The organism is Pseudomonas sp. PA1(2017), from assembly GCF_001945375.1.
In the GTDB taxonomy this organism is placed as follows: Bacteria; Pseudomonadota; Gammaproteobacteria; order Pseudomonadales; family Pseudomonadaceae; genus Aquipseudomonas.
The window spans coordinates 215893-218447 of record NZ_MSXU01000009.1 but is presented as its reverse complement, the minus strand read 5'-3'; the positions used below and the strand labels follow the sequence as shown (position 1 = coordinate 218447).

Genomic DNA, 2555 nt, shown 5'->3' with positions numbered 1-2555 from the left:
GTAGACTTGGAGCAGCCTTTTTCGTTTCAGATCAATGAGTTGAATACAAAGTAAGTGCCATTCGGGTCAGAGTCATTGATTTAGCTGTATGACCGAATCAATGACTCTGACCCCGTCGATTCTCTACGGTTTTCGATATTCACGGCGGTGGCAGAGAGGTTGCTGCTGGCACGCAGGGTACCGCTGTTGCTTAGCGAACCGCCGCTGATCAGCGTCACGTCGCGACCATGAATCAGCGCGCCGTTGGCCATCAGGCGATTGGCCGGCTGCGCCATATAGAGCACGGGGGCCAGCACCTTCTCCCCGGCGACCTCGACTTCTTCCATCCATACGATGTCGTGCGTCAACGCCGCTACCTGCGCGGCGCTCAAGCTCACACCAACGCTGAGCTGCAATGACTCCTTGCTGGCGATGGCATTGTTCATCAGGTAGCGGAACATGGCTTCGTCGCTGTCCAGGCCAGCGATAAAGCGCTGGCCGGTGCGGGCCGTGATGGCATCGCGGATCAGGCGCTGCTCGTAGAGGCCATCGCCCAGACGCTTTTGTGCCTGATCCGGGTCGTAGCCCAGCTTGTTCAGCAGGTAGTCGGAGTTCAGGAAATTACCCAGGTTGGCGAAGGCCGGGTTGGTTTATGTTTTTAAAGACCAGGGGATATTCGTGGTCTGTCCCCGAACATCCCTATTCTATGAATTTCTTTTTCTCAGAGAGTATTCCTTCACATACTCTATGGGCGGTAATGCCGTGCCGAAAAAATGCATTTCACCAGTATCTTTATCAACTAAAACAGGGCCATCCCCAACCAGCTGAGAGGAGAAATCACCTGTATCAACATACTCCTTAGAATTAAAACAAAAAAGCCAACCCTCTGGAGACTCTTCATAATGCGTTACCACTAGCGAAGTCGAAGCCCTACTCAAGTAGTCATTAACAACCGACAAAGACTCTTCAAAATTCATAGTTAATTTGCAAAAACATAAACGACTTGAAAACATTAAGATTAGCAGCCTTACCTGTCTGCCCATCTAAAAACCTAATAACACCATTTTGACTTACAACATTAAACCCATGCCCGGTCTGGCCAGGCCCATATGATCCATACACGATCCCTCGCGCCCCAGCCCCCATACCAGCCATCTTTTTAGAAATATGCTCTGGAGAGGAAACAGGCACAAATCTTGTACCAAACTGCTTTTCCAATACGCTAATCGAGACCCCATCTGTTGACTTTATCGGCGAATCAATGACTCTGACCCCATCGATTTTGCCTAGGGCACGCTCGGCATCGAGGCCATTCTGGAGGGGTTCAGGGGCAGGATCGTGGAGGGGTGGCTACTGCCTGGCGCTGACCGCGAATAAAACAACACCGGCGCGGGGCCGGTGTCAGATGAATACTGTATTTGTACACTCTTAATTCAACTTTTCCCTCTGAGATTATCTCTCCACGGCGCAAGCAAGCCTTCCTGAAGAACTCGATCAACGACACCATCCTCAATGCTGCCAACATAAGTTGCATCCAATTGAAACTCAAAGGAAAGACTTTCTTTTTTAGATAAATCTCTGACAGCACCAATCAGCTCTTCTACTTCCTCTAGGTTCTTCGAGTCCACATCAAGAGGTAGTATATATGGCGGCAAAGCTGAATAAATTTCCAACACCCCACCTACTACCTCCAAACCATTTTCGTCTATCTCATCAATCAGTCTTGGTGGGGCAATGCTCCATACCCTTGTAGCAGCAAGCTCTTTCACCAGCTGCTGCACATCAGACTTAATTGACTGGTCCAAGTCCTGAGCCACATAAAAGATTAACTTCTGTTTCGCATGATCTAGCGGCATGACATGCATTACTCAGTTCCTTTCTTCGGTGGGTATGCCGGGAGTGCTGATCCAGGGCCACCTGGGTTATATCTAAACCCTCCAGGCATATGTGCGTCTAAATGCCGTGTATCAGGCAATGGCACAGTAAGTGGCGAGCCTTGGATATGATGCATAGGAATCCGCTCCCCCTTCAACCCTGCATCTTCCGGGAAAACCTTAATCCATGCATCGTCAACTCTCGGGGTACGACCTTTAGCGATAGCGGCCCGATTTTCAGCACTCAATATTTGGCCATACCCAAGATCGTCCCAATTATCACGCAATGTTCGCCAGTCAGTAGCATTTGCACGAACAACACCTGTCCTCGTCGTACCTGAAGACGCAACAGGCGTGGGCGGCACAACTTCGCCAGTTGCTTTTGGACCCGAACCACTCCCCTGTTGCCCACCCGATACAACTCCAACAGCTTTCCCGGCCACTTTTTTGGTCAGTGAACCAATTTCGCCAGCAGCCAAGTCAATCAGGAAACGGGATGCAAGTACACCCTCGTCACCATCTAAATAACCTTCTTCTCCAGCGGCGTATTGCTGTTTGGCATATTCATGGTCTTCCTGAACATTCTTCTTATCCCTCTCGCCCAGACCTGCGGTCATGCCAACAGCAGCAGTTTCTTTTAAGGCATCAATTTTGTCACCAAACATGGCGTTGATCAGAACGTTACCTGCGAGGCTTACAGCT

4 protein-coding genes and 1 pseudogene are annotated in these 2555 nt (G+C 49.9%); all 5 read right to left on the bottom strand.

The window, feature by feature from the left end:
• Nucleotides 1-128 precede the first annotated feature (128 nt).
• Nucleotides 129-629, bottom strand: a pseudogene (locus BVH01_RS25160) (hypothetical protein); the annotation flags it as partial.
• A gap of 54 nt (nucleotides 630-683) precedes the next feature.
• Complete coding sequence (locus BVH01_RS25155) at nucleotides 684-956, bottom strand: YrhB domain-containing protein (protein ID WP_075929862.1); 273 nt, start codon at nucleotides 954-956, stop codon at nucleotides 684-686.
• Nucleotides 946-1197: a toxin glutamine deamidase domain-containing protein gene (locus BVH01_RS08125; RefSeq protein ID WP_075929861.1), complete on the bottom strand. Its 252-nt coding sequence runs from the start codon at nucleotides 1195-1197 to the stop codon at nucleotides 946-948. Before BVH01_RS08125 ends, BVH01_RS25155 begins: the two co-directional genes overlap by 11 nt.
• Before the next feature lie 215 nt (nucleotides 1198-1412).
• Nucleotides 1413-1844: a hypothetical protein gene (locus tag BVH01_RS08120; protein WP_075929860.1), complete on the bottom strand. Its 432-nt coding sequence runs from the start codon at nucleotides 1842-1844 to the stop codon at nucleotides 1413-1415.
• Nucleotides 1844-2555, bottom strand: a 712-nt coding sequence (locus BVH01_RS24085; RefSeq protein WP_218189095.1) for a hypothetical protein, incomplete at its 5' end; no start/stop codon positions are given. The genes BVH01_RS08120 and BVH01_RS24085, both read right to left, overlap by 1 nt.